Genomic DNA, 20175 nt, shown 5'->3' on the forward strand with positions numbered 1-20175 from the left:
GAGAATTATTGCACGCTTTATTTCTTTCATCACTATCTAATTACTTAACCGTCTCATCACTTAACCCGTTTAGACGTCTAGACGTAAAAATATCTATTGACTTGCCCATCGATAACCCATAGCATCCTCTACTAAGTGAGAGAGAGTTCAAAATTTTATACTGCTATCCCTGCACAGGTTATTACATGATTGAAATTAGTCACGTCAATAAGGTGTTCTTGCAAGGCCACAAAGAAATTCATGCCCTGAAAGACATCAATCTTCATATTCCACAAGGTACGATTTTCGGTGTTATCGGTTCTTCTGGTGCAGGGAAAAGTACGCTCATTCGTTGTGTCAACATGTTGGAAACGCCAACCAGCGGTAGCGTGATTGTTGATGGGGTTGACCTGACGCAACTGACGTCCAAACAATTGTCGGAAACTCGCCGTAATATTGGCATGATTTTCCAACACTTTAACTTGCTCTCGTCTCGCACCGTATTTGGCAATATTGCGCTGCCATTGGAATTGGCAGGCAAAGATGATCAACACATTGAACGTAAAGTCTCTGAGCTGCTGACGCTGGTAGGCTTGACCGACAAACGCGACACCTACCCGGCCAATTTGAGTGGCGGCCAGAAACAACGTGTGGCGATTGCGCGCGCCTTGGCGTCTGACCCCAAAGTGTTGCTGTGTGACGAAGCCACCAGCGCGCTGGATCCCGCAACCACACAATCGATTTTGGAACTACTCAAAGAGATCAACCGCAAGCTGAATATCACCATGCTGTTGATCACGCACGAAATGGACGTGGTGAAGAGCATCTGTCACGAAGTGGCGATCATCGGTGACGGTGAGTTGGTGGAAAAAGGCAGCGTAGGCGACATTTTTGCGCACCCGAAAACACAACTGGCGCATCAATTCATTCGTTCAACCTTGGATCTGTCGATTCCCGATGATTACCAAGCGCGTTTGAATGCAGAACGTGTCGAAGGCAGCTACCCGCTGGTGCGCCTTGAGTTTACTGGCGCCACCGTTGATGCGCCGCTCATGTCGCAAATCGCGCGTAAATTCAATATTGATGTCAGCATTCTGAGTTCTGATCTCGATTACGCCGGCGGCGTGAAATTCGGGATGATGGTGGCCGAAATCTACGGCAATCAAAATGATGACGTCGCAGCAATGCAATATCTCCGTGACCACAATGTAAAAGTCGAGGTGCTTGGTTATGTCCTTTAATACGATCAGCAGCTGGTTATCACTCAACAGCGACCTACTTTTGATGGCCACATGGCAAACCGTTTACATGGTTGCCGTCGCTGGCATTGTCGGCTTTGCGTTAGGCATTCCATTGGGCGTGATTCTACACACCACCAAAAAAGGTGGCTTGTTGGAAAACACTCAACTGAATAACGTATTGGGCGCGATTGTGAACATTGGTCGCTCCGTACCGTTCCTGGTTTTGATGGTGGCAATTATTCCTGTCACCAAAATGTTGGTGGGCACCTTTATCGGGACAACCGCCGCGATCGTACCACTGACCATTGGCGCCATCCCATTTGTGGCGCGTCTCATTGAAGGGGCGTTGTTGGAAGTCCCAACCGGCTTGATTGAAGCGGCGCAATCGATGGGCGCAACCCCAATGCAAATCATCACCAAAGTGCTGCTCCCAGAAGCGATGCCAACCATTTTGAACTCAGTAACCATCACCTTGGTGACCCTCGTGAGTTACTCAGCCATGGCGGGGACCGTTGGTGGCGGCGGCCTAGGGGATGTGGCAATTCGTTACGGTTTCCACCGTTATGATGTCACCATCATGGCTGTGACGGTGGTGATGTTGATTGTGCTGGTACAAATTATTCAATCGATCGGCGATGCGTTTGTTCGTCGCGTCGATCACAGATAACCCGTTCATTATCTTAAAAAATACAACACAGATACGTTAGAAGTTTGATAACAAGGAGAATATCATGAAATTGAGCCTGAAAGGTTTACTGACCATTGCCGCTGCTGCCTCTGCACTTGTGCTGGCTGGCTGTGGTGACAAAGCCGTTGACAACAGCAAAGTAAAAATTGGTGTGATCGCCGGTGCTGAAGCGCAGGTTGCTGAAGTCGCAGCGAAAGTTGCGAAAGAGAAATACAACCTGAATGTGGAACTGGTCACGTTCACGGATTACGTTACACCGAACGCCGCGCTGGATGATGGTTCAATTGATGCTAACGCATTCCAACACAAACCTTACCTCGATCAGCAAATCGTTGACCGTGGCTACAAATTAGCGATCGTGGGCAACACCTTCGTGTACCCAATCGCAGGTTACTCAAAACAGATCAAATCAGTTGATGAACTGCAAGATGGCGCGCGCATCGCAGTACCAAACGATCCAACCAACCTTGGTCGTTCTCTGATCCTGCTGGAAAAACAAGGCCTGATCAAACTGCGTGCTGATGCTGGCCTGCTGGCTACCGTTCGTGACATCGTCGAAAACCCAAAGAAAATCCAAATTGTTGAACTGGATGCAGCGCAACTGCCACGTTCTCTGGATGACGTTGCTCTGTCAATCATCAACACCACGTACGCCAGCTCACTCAACCTGACGCCAGAAAAAGACGGCATCTTCGTTGAAGACAAAGAGTCACCATACGTGAACCTGCTGGTTGCGCGTCAAGACAACGTGAACGCAGAAAACGTACAGAACTTCCTGAAAGCGTACCAAACGGATGAAGTGGCAAATGCCGCGGCAGACATCTTCCAAGGTGGCGCAGTTAAAGGTTGGTAATCCCATCCTTGACACGGTGAAACCCATAAAAAAGGTTGGCTTAGGCCAACCTTTTTTGTTGCGGTCATTTCAGGCGTATGCCCTGCCGAATACCGCGGCTATTTCAAATGATCCCAAGAGATGTTTGAGACAATTCGGCACGTATCGCATTTGAAATGGAAGATGTCATGCAGCGGCTCATCCAGTGACCATTCACCACCGCATTTCGGGCATTTGCGTGCTTGCTCATCCGCCAAGCTGGTGCCGCCGACGCGGTATTGATAGTAATAGGTCGGAATCTTGGTCAAATATTCCACCCGACCACGCAAGTCCCAGCCACGACGAAACAAGTCGCTATCGACATCGCAAATTTCATGCAGCGCCGCGAACTCGGCCTTGCAGCCGCCCGCCATCTGAATTTCGTCACAGGCTTGCCACTCGGTTTGCCATTTGATCACGGATTTGTGGTCACCGTTAAGCGTCGGTTCATTGCGATACAGCGGAATAGGCAGCAGCGTCTCACCACTGCGCAGCGGTGAACAAGTGTGCACGTAAGTGGTGTACAGCACTTGCCAGCTTGGCGTTTCCACTTCAGCCGCTTCTTCAGAGTTAATATCACGCCCCAGCAAACGCACTTTTGGCGCCAGCAGACTCGCATCGGCTAAACGATTGATGCACACCTGAACAAAATCGGAGTGATGGTTTGGGTGCAAGCTCTCTTTTTCCGGGCACACAGCGCGCACATAAAACTCGCCCTCGCCCAAAATGATCGGAAACTCGCGTCCCAGTACTTGACCGTTGTAACGCAGCGCGTCCATCAACCCATTGATGGCTTTGTCGACGGCACTGATGGTGGTGTTGTCAAAACACTCAAATTGAAGTTCAACCACGTACATCGATTACACCACCGGTTCCAATTGATTCAAAAACTCGACCACATCGGCGGTCAGCACTTCACGTTGCGTGGTGCCTAATTTTTCCAGAATCACGTTGCCCGTCAGGTTGCAGATCGAGATCACCGCCATCTCATCGGCCGTTGTCGCGATAAACACGGTGGGTTTGTGTTTGAGGCGGCGCTGCATCACCAAATGGCCGAGAATGTTCTCTTGCAGGCGCTGAAAATCCGCATCACTCCACACTTGTAACAAGGTCAACTCACGGCCGCGCCAACGCGCGGGCATGTCTGCCGAAAATTGTGCGCCATAAAACGGGGCAATGTCTTGCTGCAACGTCAGCTCAATCCCTTGTTCCACATTGGCCAAATCAGCAGCAGGGGTGCGCGGCACAGGTTGCCAAAACACGCGGTCCTCAAGCGCCTCGACCACACATGGCGATGGCCAGTCGATCAACTCATCGTTATACGGCAATTGCTGATGGGCGTGCTGAACCGCATCCAAGTAGCGCTGGCTGAATGAGAATAAGGCTTCAACCACTGAGTGAGCCATGACGTTCTCCATAGTTAGGTTAGTCGCGCCTGCCAGATGACACACGCGACGGTATTGCGTAGAATTCCGGTTATTCTAATCGAATTCACTGTAAAGTATGAGCAAATATTCTGACGCAAAAGAGCTGGCGGGTTTAACCCTGGGGAAAAAAACCGAGTACGCGAACCAGTACGATCCTTCCCTTTTGCAGCCGGTTCCACGTAGCCTAAACCGCAACGATCTGCACTTGGGAGACACACTGCCGTTTTTGGGCTGCGACCTCTGGACGCTATATGAGCTGTCATGGCTCAACGACAATGGCCTGCCACAAGTGGCGATCGGCGAAGTCGCGATTCCGGCCACCAGCGCCAACCTGATCGAGTCGAAATCGTTCAAACTTTACCTCAATAGTTTTAACCAGACGCGCTTCTCAACCTGGGCAGACGTTCAGGCGCGCCTGCAACACGATTTGTCCGCGTGCGCCGGTGAAACCGTGCATGTCGAGGTCAAGCCGCTAGCGGCCTATACCGCGCAGCCGATTGTGACCATGCAAGGAGACTGCATCGACGATCAGGACATCACCATCACCAGCTACGCATTTGACGACACCTTACTTGCCGATGCCACCAGCGATGACGTTGTTGAAGAGACGTTGCACAGCCACCTGCTGAAGTCCAACTGCCTGATCACCAATCAGCCCGACTGGGGCAGCGTAGAAATCACTTACCGTGGGCCGAAAATTAATCGCGAAGCGCTGCTGCGCTACATTGTGTCATTCCGTGAGCACAACGAGTTCCATGAGCAGTGTGTTGAGCGTATCTTTACCGACATCACCCGCTACTGCCACCCAGAGCACTTAACGGTGCTGGCTCGCTACACCCGTCGCGGCGGTCTAGATATCAACCCGTATCGCTCAACTGAGCAGGCGGCTCCGAGCCACAATCAACGTATGGCTCGTCAATAACAAGGATGCTCGACAGGATGACATTTCTTCGCTGGAAGCACTGGCTTGGTTTGGCTCTGCTCTCATTTTCAACCTGGACCTACGCCACCATCTATTCGTCACCCACCCTGAACGAAGCCGATGGTTTGATTGAGATTTCTCCAGCGCAAGCCAAAGCGCTGGCCACAGAATATCTCTCCCAACGCAAGTTGGCCGATAAAGCCGAAACCAGCCCAACCACCATTTCACGCGATGAAACCGACAGCCGGGTGCGCACGCCCGGCAGTACGATTGATGCGTTGAAGATTCTTGCCAAAGCCGAGTTTAATCTCGGGTATCAACAAACGGCGTTCAAGTTGCTGGATGAAGCGCAAGAATTGGCGGAGAAATACCAGTTGCCGTATTTGGAACTGGAAGTCGAGATCCTTGATGTGCGCTTGCAATGGCGCTACGACGGCAACACCAGCGAAGCGCGCGAAGAGCTGCGCAACATTGCCAAAGAATACGAAGCGATCAAAAATTCCGACCACCTCGCCAAAGGCATCGATTACAAAATGACGATGCTGCGCGCCGAGATTGCCTCCCAAGCCAATGACCTCGAACTGGCCAATCGCCTATTTGCGCAAGTCAAACCCTACATCGATACCTTGCAATCGAAAAAGCCGCAAATTGAATACCATTTGGTGGTCGGTAAACATTACCTCAATCACGAACTCTACAACCTTGCCCTGTCCGAACTCCTGATGTCTTATTGGGGCGCGGTGGAAAGTAACGCCAGCGCCCTGCTGGCCAAAACCAATACCCTGCTGGCCCAACTGTTCTTTGAACGCCGCGTGCTGGACAAAGCGCTGGTTCATCTCTCGCAGGCCGCCGATTTTTACGATAACTACGACAAGTCGCCGGCACTGGCAGCAGTGTTAAAACGCATGGGCGATGTCTACTACCAGCAAGGCAAGTACAACTTGGCGCTGGTACACTACTTCAACGTGATTGACCACGAGAGCAGCAGCAACGACATTGAAAGCGTGATCGAAGTGCGCCTCAGCCTTGCCGCGACCTATTTGCAACTGTTCAACTACCCACTGACCGAGCAGTATTTGGCGCGCGCAGAAGAGCTGCTCAGCTACACCGACATTCCGCGTCTCAAAGGGCGAGCCAGCTTGTTGAACGCTGGATTGGCTTACCATCAAAATCAGGGCCAGCAAGTGATTGCCCAAGCGCAACAAGCGCTCAGCATCGGCCAAGCAACGGGCGATTTAGCGATTGAAGAGAACGCCTACCGCCTGTTGTCGCTCGGCTATGAACAGACGGGCCGTTATGCCAATGCGCTGGAAAACGTCAAACAGAGCAATGCCATCGCGCAGATCCGCCAAGAAAAACTCAATCAGATCAGTGAAGATGCATTCCGCCAGCAAAAAGAGTTCGTAGAACAGACACTGCATTTGGTCGGTCAGGAAAAAGAGCTGCAAGAAACTCAGCGTGAATACAGCAAGTTCCAAAAAATCGCGTTTGCGCTGTTCGTGGCCAGTTCGATCTTCTTCTTACTGCTACTGCGTCGCGGTTACGTGATTCAGCGCCAGCGCGATGAAATCGATGAACTCAGCAGTAACCTTTACACTCACTCGCGCTCGCGCCTACACAACCTGCGTATGCTCAACTCCAAGCTGCTCTCTTCACTAGAACGCAGCAGTCAAAACTACGAACAGTGGCACGTGGGGGAATTGATCCATGAACCACTCAACGATCGATTGCGCTTTGCGATGATCGACATTCCGTTCCTGCGCAACATGTACTTGCAACACGGCTACAGCGCAGGTCTGGAACTGGAACACGACTTTGGCGCCTTCCTCAAATCGAAAATCGATGACGACAAAGCACGTCTGTACCATTTCTCCGATGCCAACCTGCTCTACATTGAACCGTGTCCGGATCGCGAACGTCCGCCAGAAGATCTGTTCAATAAAGTGCAGTCATGGATTGAAGAATTTCAGCCCGAACGCCGCCTCAACCGCATCATTCGCATGGGCATCGCTGATTATCCGTTCCTGCCTCGCGCATACACGGCAATCAACGACAAAGAGTTGCTGGACATTCTGCTCATGGCCGCCAGTGTGGCGCGCGATCTGAGCATCAAAGAGAACAGCAGCCACTGGGTTTACCTGCGCGCCATCGACAATGCGCCAGCGGCCAGTTTTGCGTCCAACAATATCCGTAAATCGTGCAAACATGCCATCAATCAGGGATTGATCAAGGTGCATTCCTCATACAAGAATGAGGAGAACATCAAAAAACTTTTAAAAGATGGGTAAAAGCTATACGGTTAACGCACTGAAATCGTGACGAATAATTTTTTTTTGTTATTATCGATAAATCACTAAATAGGATCAGGGTTGATCCGAAGCTGTAGTTTGTTGTCGATGGGCGTTCTCGAGCAAGATATCCAAAATCAGTTAAACCAGCTGCGTAGTCAGTTGGAACAGACACGTTTGACACAACGGGATACTTCGTTCAAATTTAATCGAGAACAGAAAGTCCTGAAACGTATCGTCGCATCTTTAAGTCTGGCTTGCCAAGGCGAGAACCATCGATTGAATGGGTATTTAGCTGAACTGCGTCAAGCCATCGAGCAACAAAAAGATGTAAGCTCGCTCATACCTCGTCTGGCCGTACTGGAGCGCATGTTGAAGCAACACACGTTGATTAAGGAAAAGCAGAGTTCCCATTTGGACTCGCAAATCAAACACAGTGGCGAAATCTTGCTGCGTGTTCCCGGCCTGCCTTCAAAATTAAAACGCGACCTGCGTGATTTACTCAGTTTTTCTGCGGCCCAACAACTACCCAAAGCGGACCAAGCCATGCGCTTACTGGGCATTTACGAACGCTCGGTAAAAATCATCACCGCCAATCCGCCATCGGTGACCGACGAACTCAGCCAAAGCGCCGACAACGAATTGTTGGCACGCCTGAGTGACGATCTGCAAAACTTGATTTGCGAACTGGATTTCGATGGGGAATCGGGCGATCTGCTGACCGACATTCGCACCAAGCTGTTAAACGGCGTGACGACTCAGACCTTATTGGAACTGACGCTGGACGTGTTAAAGCTGGTGATTGCCGGCACTCACTTCGAGCGCAAAAGTTCAGAAAAATTCCTAGAGCAAGTCAACAGCTCCTTGGCGAACAACATCAAAAGCGTCAATCAAAACGTCGACCAAAGCCTCAACTATCAAACGCATCGTCAAGAGATGCATCAAGAGCTGAACACCCTGGTCGGTCGTAGTCAAACCGCCCTGAAAGATGGTGAAGAGCTCAGCAGCACCAAAGCCAAGCTTGAACCGATGTTGGCGGATCTAGCCTCGTTGTCGGAGCGACTCACGCACGCTGAGCAGCGTGAACAGGCGCTGATTGAACGCATGCAATACACGCGCACTCAAATGGAAGCCCTGTTTGAACTCACCCAAGATTACCGCCGTCGTTTGGAAGATCAGGCGCAGCGCATGCTGCAAGATCCACTGACCAAAGTGTACAACCGCACCGCGTTTAATGATCGATTGGAACTCGAATATCGCCGTTGGATTCGTACTCAGCACACGCTGCGTGTGGTGATGTTGGATATCGATAAGTTCAAAACCATCAACGACAGCTTCGGCTACATGGCCGGTGATAAAGCGCTGAAAATCATTGCGCGCACCATCAGTAAAGAGATTGAAGACACCGACACCGTGGCGCGTTTTTCCGGCGAAGAGTTCATTCTGCTACTGCCAGAACACGCCGACAACGCGTGTTATCAAATCATTCAACAAATCCAACGGAATATCTCCAAACTGCCGTTCAAGTTCCGCGATAAAAGCATCATCATCACCATGACGGCTGCCAGTACCTGTTTCAAAGAATCAGACACGCCAGAAACGGTGCTGGAGCGCGTTCACCGCGCCTTGGTCGAAGTGAAAAAATACGGGCCAAACCAAATCGCTTGGAAGTAACCCCGACGGATCGCGGCCCCGCGGTCCGTTTCCCATGCCTCATTCGGTTATTTTTTAATCTGACACACCTGTTTTTAGTGACTCATCTCACATCTGATGTCGCACAACATTTCCCATTTCAGCAGAACCGAACAAGATTGAAACTGGAATATCAATTAGTTAAACGTTCAGACTCGTGAACGTTGCGCCAAACATGCCCGCAACGCACGAGCCTGATGCATCCGGTTTTGCCTCAGGTTCATCCCATCAGAATCTGTGTTCACGCCGGACGATTGCCCCACCTCTGCGACGCGAGCGACCAATAACGCCAACCATTCATCAACCAACCGCGCAGGTGGACTATCATTAACCTCTCAAGCAAGGAGGTCAGCATGATCACTCAAGTCAGCCCTGCCGGCAGTATGGATCTGTTGTCGCAGCTCGAAGTCGAACGATTGAAAAAAACCGCGTCCAGTGATCTATATCAGCTGTACCGCAACTGCACCCTCGCGGTGCTGAACTCAGGCAGCCATACCGACAACTCCAAAGAGTTGCTCGATTTATATAAGAATTTTGACGTCACCGTGCTGCGCCGTGAACGTGGCATTAAGCTGGAACTGACCAACCCACCCGAACATGCATTTGTCGATGGACACATCATCAAAGGGATTCAGGAACACCTGTTTTCGGTATTGCGTGACATCGTCTACGTCAACATGCACTTGGCAGACAGCCAACGCCTGAATCTGACCAACGCCACACACATTACCAACTTGGTATTTGGCATTTTGCGTAATGCAGGCACGCTGATCCCGGGCATCATTCCGAATTTGGTGGTGTGCTGGGGGGGGCACTCGATCAATGAAATCGAGTACCAATACACCCGCGAAGTGGGCCACGAACTGGGCCTGCGTGAACTCAATATCTGTACCGGCTGTGGCCCGGGCGCGATGGAAGGCCCAATGAAAGGGGCAGCGATTGGTCACGCGAAACAGCGCTACCACGAGCAGCGCTACCTTGGCCTGACCGAACCGTCGATTATTGCCGCTGAGCCGCCAAACCCGATCGTGAACGAATTGGTGATCATGCCCGACATCGAAAAACGTCTGGAAGCGTTTGTCCGCTTGGCGCACGGCATCATCATTTTCCCGGGCGGTCCGGGGACTGCAGAAGAGTTGCTGTACATTCTGGGCATTAAGATGCACCCAGAAAATGCCAACCAACCGATGCCAATCGTCCTGACCGGGCCGAAAGAGAGCGAAGCGTACTTCCGCTCCATCGATCAATTCATTGCCGACACACTCGGTGACGAAGCGCGTCAGCATTACACCATCGTGATCGACAACCCCGCAGAAGCAGCGCGCATCATGAAAAATGCCATGCCAGCGGTTCGTCAGCATCGCAAAGACAACGATGACGCCTACAGCTTCAACTGGTCACTCAAAATCGAGCCGGAATTCCAACTGCCGTTTGAGCCGAACCACGAAAGCATGGCCAATTTGGACTTGCATCTCAATCAGCGTCCGGAAGTGCTGGCCGCGAACCTGCGCCGCGCCTTCTCAGGCATTGTGGCCGGCAACGTGAAAGCCGAAGGCATTCATGAGATTGAACGCAATGGCCCGTTTGAGATTCATGGCGACCCGATCTTGATGAAGAAAATGGACCGCCTGCTGAAAGATTTCGTTGAACAGCATCGCATGAAACTACCGGGCGGCTCGGCTTATGTGCCGTGTTATCGCATCGTCACCTGACGCTTGGTAGCAATCCCATTGAATTTCATTACAATAAGGGCCTAACAGCCCTTATTTTTTTGAATTGCTATGTCTATCCATCTCGTCATTATCGATGCTCTGAACCTCATTCGCCGCGTGCATTCCGCTCAGCCGGATGAAACCGATATTGCACGAACCATAGACACCACCAGCCGGACGCTACAACGTATCATTGGTGAAGCCGACCCCACCCACATCATCGCGGTGTTTGATCACCACCTGCAAGATCGAGGCTGGCGCGCCGAGGTGCTGCCCGGCTACAAAGCCGGACGCAAACCCATGCCGCAGCCGCTACAACAAGGGCTCGACCAGATTCAGCAAGCATGGTGGGAACTGGGCATCGATTCCCTGCTCTCCGAGGGCGATGAAGCCGATGACTTGGTCGCAACACTGGCCACCAAAGTGGCCGCGCATCAGGAAAAGGTCACCATCATTTCCACCGACAAAGGCTACTGCCAACTGCTCTCTCCCACGCTACAAATTCGCGATTACTTCCAACAGCGTTGGTTGGATGCACCATTTATCGAAAACGAGTTTGGCGTCAAACCGACACAGCTGGCCGATTACTGGGGATTAACGGGGATCAGCTCCAGCCAAGTGCCGGGAGTCCCAGGAATTGGCCCTAAAGCGGCCAAAGAGATACTGACGCAATATCCGGACATCGACAGCGCATACGCCAGTGACGACCTGCCAGCGAAATATCGCAAAAAGCTCGATGAACACATTGAACTGGCGCGGGTCTGTAAACAGGTAGCCGGACTGAAAACCGACATCGAACTCGGTTTTAATCTGCAGGACATTCGTTTCAGCGGATCACCGGCATAAAAAAACGCTCCTTAAGGAGCGTTTTTTGTTTCAACTCTGTCACGATATTAGTGCGGTGAGATGTTACTCAGTGATTGAACGTGCACCGTGATCTCTTCGCGATCGTGGTACAAATGCTTCGCTTGCAGACGGAACTTGACGTGATTCTCTTTGAGGAAAATCTTCAGGTTTTCGATGTCTTCCAACACTTCATCGTAGCGGCCTTTCATCGGCAGTTTCAGGTTGAAAATCGCCTCTTTCGCCCAGCCACTGATGATCCATTCGCCCATCAGTTGTGCCACGCGTGATGGCTTTTCAATCATGTCACACACCAACCAGGTCACGTTCTTACGCGGCGGCTCAAACTTAAACCCGTCGACCATGTGGTGTTTCACCTGACCGGTTTCCATCAGGCTGTCTGCCATCATGCCGTTATCAATCGCGTGCACGAACATCGAGCGTTTCACCAACTGATACGTCCAACCGCCCGGACAAGCACCCAGATCGACCGCCCACATGCCAGACGCCAAACGCGTGTCCCATTCCTCGCGCGGAATAAACACGTGGAACGCTTCTTCCAGTTTGAGGGTTGAACGGCTTGGCGCATCGGTAGGAAACTTCAGGCGTGGAATGCCCATAAAGAACTGCGAGTTATTGGAACTCAGCGAATAACCGGCAAAACAGTGGCCCGGCGCGATAAAGCACACGTGCAGCACAGGCTTTTTCGGATGCTCTTTCGCAAACAACACTCCTTTGCCACGCAGCGCTTGACGCAATGGTACGGTGAATTTACGGCAGAACTTGAGTAGCTCTTTGGCTTCGTTAGTATCCGGCGTTTCCACACGCAGATCGCCGCAGCGCGGAAAATCTTCGTATTCAGACAACTGCGCCAAAATCGGCGAAATACGGTCATCTTTTGGCAGTTCAGTGAACTCTGCCGCCACCGCAAACATCTGGCGGGCAAAAATCAAGGCCTGAAAATCCAGCGCTTTGATCAGCTTTTGCGCATCGCCTTCCTGATAGCATTCAAACAGTACATAGCCGCTGTTCTTCTGCATCCGCGGGAAACCATACACTTCCAGTTGCGTGGCTTTGTCCTGAATCTCACCGGCGCACTCTTTTTCAAAGCCTGCGCGGCAATAGAGCATGACTTGTTTCACTGCTTGACCTCTTTAATATTCATGGCCGCGAAGGTAAATAATCCCCAGCCGATCATAAACAGCAGACCACCCATCGGCGTGATGGGACCAAACCATTTCACACCCGTCAGTGCTAAGGCGTACAGGCTGCCGCTAAAACAAAAGATGCCGATGATAAAGCAAATCGCCGCGCGGCTAAAATAGTTTCGCGCTTTTTCTGTCCCCGACAGCTGCAACAAAATGCCACAGGCAATCAGCGCAGCCGCATGAATGAATTGATACTGCACACCCGTTTGAAAGACACCCAGCAAATAGGGACTCAACGTGGCTTTTAAACCGTGCGCCGCAAACGCGCCGAGCGCCACGGCAATCCCGGAGAACAGGCCGCCTAAGGTAAGTAATGACTTACTTTGCATCGTACACCTCGAGAATAAACTGACTCAATTGTTCCACCGCCAAGGCGATGTTTTGTGTTTCGGTATGCCCTGACGATTTGCGCGGTTTGAAGCTGTGATCGCCATCTGGCAGAAATACAAGCGAAACGCTTGGGCTGAATGAGAATGTGGCACACTCCAACTGCGTCCCAAACGTGTCGCGTTCGCCTTGCAGGATCAGCGTGGGCGTATCGATGTCTGCCAAGTGATCCCCTTTGAATTTTTCCGGCTTGCCGGGCGGGTGAAAAGGAAAACCCAAACACGCAATACCCGCCACTTGCGGGTGCGCACTCAGCAGCGACGCCATTCGTCCGCCCATCGATTTGCCCCCAATGACCACCGGCCCCGTTGCGTGTTCGGCAATCACCGCTTCAAACGCTTCCAGCAGTTTCGGCGCGCGATCCGGCGGACGGCGCTTGCCATCTTCGGCACGCTTGACCATGTACGGAAAGTTAAATCGCACCACACGAATGCCACGCTCAGCCACGCCCTTGGCGACCGCCGCCATAAACTCGTGGTCCATATCAGCTCCGGCACCATGGGCAAAAATAAACGTCAGCGGCTGCGAGCCGCCATCAATGCGCACGGGGGTTGAGGCTGTTGTCATCAAGTATATCCTCCTGTTCGCGGCGGGCTTTTTTCAGCATCCAATCACGAAACGTTGCAATCCGTCCCATGTCCGCCTGTTTCTCGTGGCACACCACGTAGAACGCATTTTTAGTCATCAGCACTTCGTCAAACGGCGCGACCAAACGCCCCGCATCAAGCTCGGGTTGTGCCAGCACGTTGTTACCCAGCGCGACTCCTTGACCATGCGCGGCGGCTTGCAACACCATGGTCGAGTGACTGAAGATCGGCCCGTGATTCACATTGACACTCTCTAAGCCATTTTCTTTGGCGAACTGTTTCCAGTCTTTGCGCGAGGTGTCGTGCAGCAACGTGTGATACGACAAGTCACTCAGCGTCGCCAGCGGTTTACTGCCCAGCAGCAACGACGGCGAACAGAGCGGGATCAAAAACTCTTGATACAACTTGTCGGCGCGTAGCCCCGGCCAATTGCCTCGGCCGTAATAAATGGCGACATCGACATCATCCGTCAGCGAGCCTTCTTCCATATCGACCGCTTTGATGCGCACATCGATATCTGGCTCTTGCTGGTTAAAGTCCGCCAAGCGCGGCACCAGCCATTGAATCGCAAAGCTGGGTGGCAAACTGATGGTTAACGCACCTTTCTCGCTGCGTTCCAATAACTTGTCGGTCGCTTCCGCCAACGAACCAAAGATGTCTTTGATGTCGAGGAAATAGCTTTGCCCCTCTTCAGTGAGCAGCAGCGAACGGTTTCGACGACGAAATAGTTTCAACCCGAGAAACTCTTCCAACGCTTTAATTTGGTGACTCACCGCAGCCTGAGTCACGAACAGCTCTTCTGCCGCCCGAGTAAAACTCAGGTGGCGAGCCGCGGCTTCAAAGACTTTCAGCGAGTTTAAGGGTGGCAATCTTCTGGACATGAGCACACTCTATAACAGATTAGTTTTTTTAATCTGAAACATTATAAATTGTCCGTTGCTAACCAGCCAGAGAAAATCTATATTTCACCCCGCAATGCGGGCCTGAACGGCTTGATTCTCATTGAGAATCAATGGGCTTAGTTATTGCGATGTTGTGTTTGCAAACTCGATTTTCGAGTGAGGTAGTTTTTCTACCATCCTGTTTTGTGCAGTTATCCCCTGCCGCAAAACATATACTTCCTGTATTTATTTTTTGACCTGTCTGTCAAATTTTTAGCACCGCCCAAGGGCGGTGTTTTTTTATGCCTGCAATTGCGCATTGTGACCTTGCTCGCATTCTCGAACTCGCGCCGCAAGTGTGTAACAAAAGGTAAATAAATCTAATGCTGCGCCGAGGCAAAAAAAAAACGCAAACCGACCAGCGATTTGCGTTTCTTCATTCAGTGCGCGCTCAATTATGGGCGATACACTTTAATGTTATCGAAGCCCTGCTCTTTCAGATACAGTGCTTGTAGTCGGCTCATCACACCGCGTTCGCAGTACAACAAGTAGGTCTTTGACTGATCCAGATCGCCAAACTGAGTCGCCAGTTTGTAGAACGGCACGTGTTTCACTTCCACGCCGTCAATCACCAGCGGCTTTTCATCTTCTTCATCCGGGCTACGAATATCCAGCACCACCGCTTGGTCTTGCACCGCGGTCACCAGTTCCACTTCTGGTGCTTGTTGCTGTGATTCTTTTTCGATGTCACGAATGTCCATCTGACGTGCGTCATACACCACTTGATCCAGAATCGAGAAGTCGAACTTGGCTTCTTCCGCTTCCAGTTTGCCTTTAACCGCTTTTACGGTTGGACTCTTTGAGATCACGCCGCAGTATTCCGGCATGGTCTTGGCAAAATCTTCCGTACCGATTTCACGAGCGACGTTGATGATGTCATCTTTGTCCCAGTTGATCAGTGGACGCAAGATCAGCGTATCCGTCACGTTGTCGATATGACGCAGGTTGGTCAGCGTTTGGCTAGACACCTGGCCGAGCGCTTCGCCCGTCACCAAAGCTTGAATGCCAAATTTCTCCGCAACCTGACCCGCAGCACGCATAAACATGCGCTTGAGGATCACGCCCATTTGGCCGTCGTCAACTTTCTCAAGGATTTCTGCCACCACAGGGGCGAAATCAACTGAGATAAAGCGCACTTTGGCCGAAGAACCGTATTTGTGCCACAAGTAGTAAGCGACCTGTTTAACGCCGATTTCGTGTGCCGGACCGCCGAGGTTAAAGAAGCAGTAATGCACCTTTGAACCCCGTTTGATGTGCAGGTAGCTGGACACGCCCGAATCGAAACCACCGGAAATCAGGCTCAACACATCTTCTTGCGTTCCCAATGGGAAGCCGCCTAAGCCTTTGTGACGCGCGATCACTTGGTTCAGCAAGCCATCGTTCACTTCAACGTTAATGGTCACGTCTGGGTTTTTCAGGCGCACTTTTGCGCTGGCAACCGCTTGGTTGAGGCCGCCACCCACATAACGTTCCAGTTCAATCGAAGTAAATTCGTGTTTACCGCGACGTTTTGCACGCACAACGAATGTTTTGTCTTCGATCAGATGACGGCTTTGTAGCAGCACCTGTTCGTAAATATCATGCAGATCTTTAAATTCAGACTGCTTCACTTCCAGCACTTGTTGAATGCCCGGTGTGGTGGTCAGAATCTCAAGCGTTTCGGCAAAGAAGTCGCGACTGTTGGCCGACACTTCAATGTGATCGCGACGGTTGAACACCGCGACGCCTGTCGTGCGACTTTTGATGATATTGCGAATGTTGCTTTCAAGAATTTTAGTGAAGCGCTTACGCACCGATTCACTTTTAATGAAAATTTCTGGATGGGGCTTAACTATAAATTTCATAAGGTTATTCGCAATTTAATTAGAACATTCACTGGCAGGCACGACTGTGTGGCGCTCAGCACCGCTAAGGGGGCGGGATTATACACGATCTCTCGCCACAGAGAAAAGCTTATGAAAAAGGCAAGCCAATTGGCTTGCCTTAGGGAGTCACCTCGACAGCGCGTTATTGCGCGTTCGTAGGCTGCGCGGACGGCACTTCATCGCTGTACAGCGGTTCACCTTGCATAATGCTGATTTCAACGCGGCGGTTGCGCGAGCGTTGCGCTTCAGTGTCGTTCGGCCCGAGCGGATCAGTATCGGCCATGCCACGCACTTGCAAGCGTTGGTGATTAAAGCCTTTCACTTTTTCCATCTCTTGCGCCACCGACACCGCACGCTGCGCCGATAAATCCCAGTTTGAACGATACAGTTCAGAATCCAGACGTTGGTTATCGGTGTGACCCGAGACGCGCACGATCCCCGGCACATCTTTCACCAAATCAGCAATTTGGCGCACCAACGGGCGGAATTTCGGTTGCAAAAACGCCGAGCCTTCAGGGAAAGCCCCCTTCTCACGAATGCGAATGACGATTTGCTGGCCGAGGTTTTCAACTTCAATCGCCCCTTGCTCAATTTCTCGTTGTAGCGCTTTCTTGATACTTTCCAGCACAGTTTCCATCTCTTCCGACATCGATTGAGATTGGGCCTGCTGCTGTTGCATTTCCGTTTCGGTATTTTGGTTATCTTGCGTCGCGGTTTCTGGTGATTGACCGCCCGTCAACTGGCCCGCATCACGCTGCGTGCCCCCGGCGCGATCGGCATCACCTTCATGGAATTCCAGCGTTTGCTGAGTGATGTCCATGGTTTGCTGCATGATGACGTCAATCGGGGTCGGCTCAGGGCGACCGGGACGAAATTCTTGCGCAATGATGCTGGTGCCTTTAGGAATGTCTTTGACCTCAAGGCGGTTTTGTACCCCGAATGCAAATTTCATCGACCCGGCGATCTGCTTGAACTTCAGAACGTCCATTTCCGAAAACGACAGCAGCAGGACGAAGAAGCACATCAGGAGCGACATCAGGTCAGCAAAGGTCCCTAACCAGGCGGGAAGCCCAGGTGGCGGACATTTGCACTTTTGCTCTTCCATCACTCACTCCGCTTATTCGTTGTCGACATCAAGCACACGTTTACCTTCATTGAGGTAGTTTTTCAGGTAACTATCAATGACACGTGGGTTCTGACCATCTTGAATGGCCAAGACACCGTCCATGATCAGGCGGCGGTTCAACGTTTCTTGTTCACGGCGCAGCGACAGTTTGTCGGCAATCGGGAAAAACACCATGTTGGAAAGTACCGCACCGTACAAGGTCGTCAACAACGCCACCGCCATCGCCGGACCGATCGCTTTTGGATCGTCCATGTTCGACAGCATCGCCACCAGACCAACCAGTGTCCCGATCATCCCCATCGCGGGAGCCACGTCACCAAATGCACGAAAGACGCCCGTGCCGGCTTCATGACGTTCATCGGTCAGGGAAATATCTTTTTGTAGTGTTGCACGTACCACATCGGCGTCGTGACCATCCACCAGCAAATCGATGCCTTTTTGCATGAAGGAGTTGGAGATCTCCATCTCTTCAAGGGCGAGGAAACCACCTTTACGCGCTGCATCCGCCATTTCCACGATTTTCGCGATCAAATCTTCCGGCTCATCGGCTTTGAACATGAACGCTTTCCCCGCAATTTTAGCGGCGCCGAAGAACTGTCCCATGGTGAATTTCATCAGGACAACGAACAGTGAACCACCCACTACGATCAAAATAGAGGTGACGTCGACGAACATCATAATGCTGCCGCCCAAGACCATCGCCATCACGACAAATGCTAAGCCACCAATCAGACCTATTAGCGTTGCTAAATCCACGAAGCGCTCCTCTGCTGTTCATTCGCGATTAGAGATTACTCTCGTTATCGGCAAGAGAATAAATTCTTTAACTTTTTTCTCAATCCGGATGACACATCACCCTGCCCGAGCCAAACGGTAATGAGCCGATGATTGCTCAGCCCGCGGCGGCATCTGCCCGAAAGCACGCGCCAGCCGCAAGCGTTCATCCCCCACGGCTTGACCCGATCCGGTGCGCAAAAATGCGCTTGAAACGTCTGCATGCCTTGTCAGGCAGTGATATGCTTTTCCCAGTGTATACTCAAATCCTGTTAAGATGCACCTGCGGGCAGCACAGAAATCCAAGTCAAGTTTCAGACTCCGGTGCCATTTTTACGTTTCGTTATCCGTATCCAGTAAAAAGCGCCGTATTTCTGACAAAATTGCTTGGTTAAATTTGACCATCACTACGCCCTAAGGTAACTTTCGTGCATCTTTCCCAAGGCAAAATGATTATGGCGAGTAAGAAACCTGAAAACATGTCCTTCGAAGCAACCATTCAAGAGTTAGATGAACTGGTTGATCAACTGGAAAATGGTGATTTGGCACTGGATGACGCCCTCAAAAAATTTGAGCGCGGCATTGCCCTTGCTCGCTCTGGACAAACTAAGCTCGATGAAGCGGAACAACGTGTTAGCATTTTGCTAAGCAACAGCGACGATGCGCCGCTGAGCGAATTTACCGATCTGCCTGAATAAATGATGACTAAAGAGTGCCCTATGATTGAGGCTCTATCCTCTTTTCAACACCGAAACAATGAGCAGCTTGACCTGTGGTTAAATCGTCTGCCCAACCAGAATCTGCCTCTGATTGAAGCCATGCGGTATGGCTTGCTACTGGGCGGCAAACGCGCTCGCCCGTATCTGGTGTACATCACCGGGCAAATGCTCGGTTGTGAACCCAGCGACCTCGATACCCCGGCTTCGGCCATTGAATGCATTCACGCCTATTCGCTCATTCACGACGATCTGCCGGCGATGGATGACGATGAGCTGCGTCGTGGTAAACCCACCTGTCACATCAAGTTTGATGAAGCAACCGCGATTTTAACCGGCGATGCCCTGCAAACGCTGGCATTCACTATTCTCGCCGAAGGCACTTTGTCTGACGCGGGTGAGATGAACCGCGTGAAGATGATTCAAGCACTGGCAGAAGCGTCAGGCGCGCAAGGCATGTGTTTGGGTCAGGCTCTAGATTTAGCGGCGGAGAACCGCTTGGTGGCTCTCGACGAGCTGGAAAACATTCATCGCAACAAAACCGGCGCTCTGATGCGCTGCGCCATTCGAATGGGTGCGATGGCTGCCGGTCACAAAGGGTTGGATGTGCTGCCACATCTCGACCGATACGCTGACGCGGTTGGGCTGGCTTTCCAAGTTCAAGATGACATTCTCGATATCATCAGTGACACCGAAACGTTGGGCAAACCGCAAGGTTCTGATCAACAACTCAATAAAAGCACCTACCCAGCGCTCCTGGGCCTAGAAGGTGCGATGAATAAAGCTCAACTGCTGTATGAAGAAGCGCTTCAGGCACTGCAAGCGATTCCTTACAACACTGAGCATCTCGAAGAGTTCGCCCGATACGTCATCGAGCGCAAAAACTAACACTATAAGCGCGCATAACT

19 protein-coding genes are annotated in these 20175 nt (G+C 51.4%); 10 read left to right on the forward strand and 9 right to left on the reverse strand.

The window, feature by feature from the left end:
- Nucleotides 1-185 precede the first annotated feature (185 nt).
- The 3 genes from metN to VFA_RS00740 all read left to right on the forward strand — a co-directional run bounded on the left by metN (nt 186) and on the right by VFA_RS00740 (nt 2761).
- Nucleotides 186-1220 carry a methionine ABC transporter ATP-binding protein MetN gene (gene metN, locus VFA_RS00730; protein ID WP_004723956.1) on the forward strand — a complete coding sequence of 345 codons (1035 nt, stop codon included), beginning with the start codon at nt 186-188 and terminating at the stop codon, nt 1218-1220.
- Nucleotides 1210-1887, forward strand: coding sequence for a methionine ABC transporter permease (locus tag VFA_RS00735; RefSeq protein WP_004723958.1), 678 nt, complete (start codon nt 1210-1212; stop codon nt 1885-1887). Before metN ends, VFA_RS00735 begins: the two co-directional genes overlap by 11 nt.
- 64 nt (nt 1888-1951) lie before the next feature.
- Nucleotides 1952-2761: a MetQ/NlpA family lipoprotein gene (locus tag VFA_RS00740; RefSeq protein WP_004723959.1), complete on the forward strand. Its 810-nt coding sequence runs from the start codon at nt 1952-1954 to the stop codon at nt 2759-2761.
- A 98-nt stretch (nt 2762-2859) separates the two neighbouring features.
- Here the strand turns inward: VFA_RS00740 and VFA_RS00745 are convergent, their stop codons facing one another.
- Together VFA_RS00745 and syd are read right to left on the reverse strand one after the other, a co-directional pair.
- Nucleotides 2860-3636 carry a Zn-ribbon-containing protein gene (locus VFA_RS00745; protein WP_004723961.1) on the reverse strand — a complete coding sequence of 259 codons (777 nt, stop codon included), beginning with the start codon at nt 3634-3636 and terminating at the stop codon, nt 2860-2862.
- A gap of 3 nt (nt 3637-3639) precedes the next feature.
- Entirely contained in the window at nt 3640-4185 is a 546-nt protein-coding gene (gene syd / locus VFA_RS00750; RefSeq protein ID WP_004723963.1) for a SecY-interacting protein, read from the reverse strand.
- A gap of 97 nt (nt 4186-4282) precedes the next feature.
- On the opposite strand from syd, the gene queF reads away from it, so the two are divergent.
- The 5 genes from queF (at nt 4283) to xni (ending at nt 11666) form a co-directional block, all read left to right on the forward strand.
- Entirely contained in the window at nt 4283-5128 is an 846-nt protein-coding gene (gene queF / locus VFA_RS00755; RefSeq protein WP_004723965.1) for an NADPH-dependent 7-cyano-7-deazaguanine reductase QueF, read from the forward strand.
- A 17-nt stretch (nt 5129-5145) separates the two neighbouring features.
- Nucleotides 5146-7416 (forward strand): hypothetical protein, encoded by a 2271-nt coding sequence (locus VFA_RS00760; protein WP_004723967.1) that lies wholly within the window; start codon nt 5146-5148, stop codon nt 7414-7416.
- A 108-nt stretch (nt 7417-7524) separates the two neighbouring features.
- Nucleotides 7525-9090 (forward strand): GGDEF domain-containing protein, encoded by a 1566-nt coding sequence (locus VFA_RS00765; RefSeq protein WP_038150600.1) that lies wholly within the window; start codon nt 7525-7527, stop codon nt 9088-9090.
- Nucleotides 9091-9461: 371 nt separating this feature from the next.
- Nucleotides 9462-10820 (forward strand): nucleotide 5'-monophosphate nucleosidase PpnN, encoded by a 1359-nt coding sequence (gene ppnN / locus VFA_RS00770; RefSeq protein WP_004723970.1) that lies wholly within the window; start codon nt 9462-9464, stop codon nt 10818-10820.
- A gap of 69 nt (nt 10821-10889) precedes the next feature.
- On the forward strand, nt 10890-11666 hold the full coding sequence (gene xni / locus VFA_RS00775) for a flap endonuclease Xni (RefSeq protein ID WP_004723972.1): 777 nt from the start codon (nt 10890-10892) through the stop codon (nt 11664-11666).
- A 47-nt stretch (nt 11667-11713) separates the two neighbouring features.
- Here the strand turns inward: xni and rlmM are convergent, their stop codons facing one another.
- The 7 genes from rlmM to pomA form a co-directional block, all read right to left on the reverse strand.
- Entirely contained in the window at nt 11714-12805 is a 1092-nt protein-coding gene (rlmM, locus tag VFA_RS00780) for a 23S rRNA (cytidine(2498)-2'-O)-methyltransferase RlmM (protein WP_004723974.1), read from the reverse strand.
- Entirely contained in the window at nt 12802-13200 is a 399-nt protein-coding gene (locus tag VFA_RS00785; RefSeq protein WP_004723977.1) for a DUF423 domain-containing protein, read from the reverse strand. The genes rlmM and VFA_RS00785 overlap by 4 nt, the downstream gene beginning before the upstream one ends.
- On the reverse strand, nt 13190-13825 hold the full coding sequence (locus VFA_RS00790) for an alpha/beta fold hydrolase (RefSeq protein WP_004723980.1): 636 nt from the start codon (nt 13823-13825) through the stop codon (nt 13190-13192). Before VFA_RS00790 ends, VFA_RS00785 begins: the two co-directional genes overlap by 11 nt.
- Nucleotides 13794-14726, reverse strand: coding sequence for a transcriptional regulator GcvA (locus VFA_RS00795; protein WP_004723982.1), 933 nt, complete (start codon nt 14724-14726; stop codon nt 13794-13796). Before VFA_RS00795 ends, VFA_RS00790 begins: the two co-directional genes overlap by 32 nt.
- Before the next feature lie 455 nt (nt 14727-15181).
- Nucleotides 15182-16630: a tRNA uracil 4-sulfurtransferase ThiI gene (gene thiI / locus VFA_RS00800; protein ID WP_004723983.1), complete on the reverse strand. Its 1449-nt coding sequence runs from the start codon at nt 16628-16630 to the stop codon at nt 15182-15184.
- Nucleotides 16631-16793: 163 nt separating this feature from the next.
- Nucleotides 16794-17756, reverse strand: a complete 963-nt coding sequence (locus VFA_RS00805; protein WP_004723985.1) for a flagellar motor protein MotB — start codon at nt 17754-17756, stop codon at nt 16794-16796.
- 12 nt (nt 17757-17768) lie between these two features.
- Nucleotides 17769-18533 carry a flagellar motor protein PomA gene (gene pomA / locus VFA_RS00810; protein ID WP_004723987.1) on the reverse strand — a complete coding sequence of 255 codons (765 nt, stop codon included), beginning with the start codon at nt 18531-18533 and terminating at the stop codon, nt 17769-17771.
- Nucleotides 18534-19006: 473 nt separating this feature from the next.
- On the opposite strand from pomA, the gene xseB reads away from it, so the two are divergent.
- Both xseB and ispA read left to right on the forward strand, forming a co-directional pair.
- Nucleotides 19007-19249, forward strand: a complete 243-nt coding sequence (xseB, locus tag VFA_RS00815; RefSeq protein WP_004723988.1) for an exodeoxyribonuclease VII small subunit — start codon at nt 19007-19009, stop codon at nt 19247-19249.
- Between the two features lie 21 nt (nt 19250-19270).
- Nucleotides 19271-20155 (forward strand): (2E,6E)-farnesyl diphosphate synthase, encoded by an 885-nt coding sequence (gene ispA, locus VFA_RS00820; protein WP_004723990.1) that lies wholly within the window; start codon nt 19271-19273, stop codon nt 20153-20155.
- Nucleotides 20156-20175: the final 20 nt, after the last annotated feature.

This window comes from Vibrio furnissii CIP 102972 (assembly GCF_000176175.1).
GTDB classification, from domain to species: domain Bacteria; phylum Pseudomonadota; class Gammaproteobacteria; order Enterobacterales; family Vibrionaceae; genus Vibrio; species Vibrio furnissii.